The organism is Lacrimispora amygdalina (assembly GCF_003432035.1).
In the GTDB taxonomy this organism is placed as follows: domain Bacteria; phylum Bacillota; class Clostridia; order Lachnospirales; family Lachnospiraceae; genus Lacrimispora; species Lacrimispora amygdalina.
Map to the genome: position 1 here is coordinate 1 of NZ_QOHO01000093.1, position 1,322 is coordinate 1,322.

A 1,322-nucleotide genomic window follows, 5' to 3' on the forward strand; every position below is an offset into this window, starting at 1 on the left:
GATGTTAGTATATTAGTGTAGACACAAAAAGCCGAACACCTTAAAATATAAAAAGGGAAGGAAGTGTCTACAATGGCAAAAGGGCAAAAGTATTATACAGAAGAATTTAGAAAGACAATTGTAGAGCTCTATAACTCTGGTAAGAGTTTGGCAGAGCTTAGTAGCGAATATGGCATATCAAAATCAACAATCAATGGATGGATTAAGAAAGCTAAACCAATAACTGTGGATAAAGATACAACTATAACATCAGAAGAGTATCAGGCAATGTTAAAGAAGATGGCAAGGCTTGAGGAGGAAAATGAAATATTAAAAAAAGCCATGGCCATATTCGCAAAGAAGTAACCTCTATTTTTGAGTTTATAAATGATCATAAAGAAGAGCATGATATCAAGCTAATGTGTGAAGTCTTAAAGGTTTCAAGAAGCTCTTTCTATAAGTATCTAAACAAAACCGAAAGCAAAAGAAGCGTAGAAAACAAGATGTACGAGGAAGAAATACTGAAGATCTATAAAGATAGTAAAGGTCGTTATGGTGCTCCCAAAATACATAAAGTGCTTCGTGAAGAAAGAGGACATGCCATAAGCCTTAAGAGAGTCCAAAGGATTATGAAAAAACTAAATATAAAATCCATAATTATCAAAAAATTCAGACCTCACTCTTCCAAAAGCAAAATAGAGGCTAAAGAAAACGTTTTGAAAAGAGATTTTTCAACAACTACAATAAATGAAAAATGGGTTACTGATATAACTTATATTTATACACTTAAAGACGGATGGTGCTATCTTGCTTCAGTTTTGGATCTTCATACAAAGAAAATTATTGGCTATGCTTTTTCAAAGACTATGGATACAGAACTAGCTATAAAGGCTGTAGAAAATGCCTACATAACTCAAAAACCAAAGAATACTGTTATACTCCACAGTGATTTGGGCTCCCAATATACAAGCTCTAAATTTGATGATTATCTTAATGAACATAATATAGTTCATTCCTTTAGCGGCAAGGGATGTCCCTATGACAATGCTTGTATAGAATCCTTTCATGCTACACTAAAAAAGGAAGAAGTAAACTTAGCTACATACTATGACTTTGATGCTGCAAGGCTAGCTATATTTGAATATATAGAATCCTGGTACAACAGAAAAAGGCTTCATAGCAGTATCGGTTATATGACTCCTCAACAGCTTGAAGATGCTTTAAGAAAAACTGCATAAAAATTTGAGTTTTTGTGTCTACCTGTCTCTTATGAACATCTTAAAAAAAAAGAACCATGGCAGCGGAGGCATATTAGGCGACAATGACGACTTTGGAGAGTATTT

1 protein-coding gene is annotated in these 1,322 nt (G+C 33.6%); it reads left to right on the top strand.

Going from position 1 to position 1,322, the window contains the following annotated elements; translation table 11 throughout:
- The first annotated feature begins 72 nt into the window (after positions 1-72).
- Positions 73-1,217, top strand: a protein-coding gene (locus DS742_RS24245) for an IS3 family transposase (protein WP_242996770.1) whose coding sequence is annotated in 2 segments (ribosomal slippage) — positions 73-319 and positions 319-1,217 — 1,146 coding nt in all. Because the reading frame shifts where the segments join, the coding sequence is not laid out codon by codon here.
- Positions 1,218-1,322 lie beyond the last annotated feature (105 nt).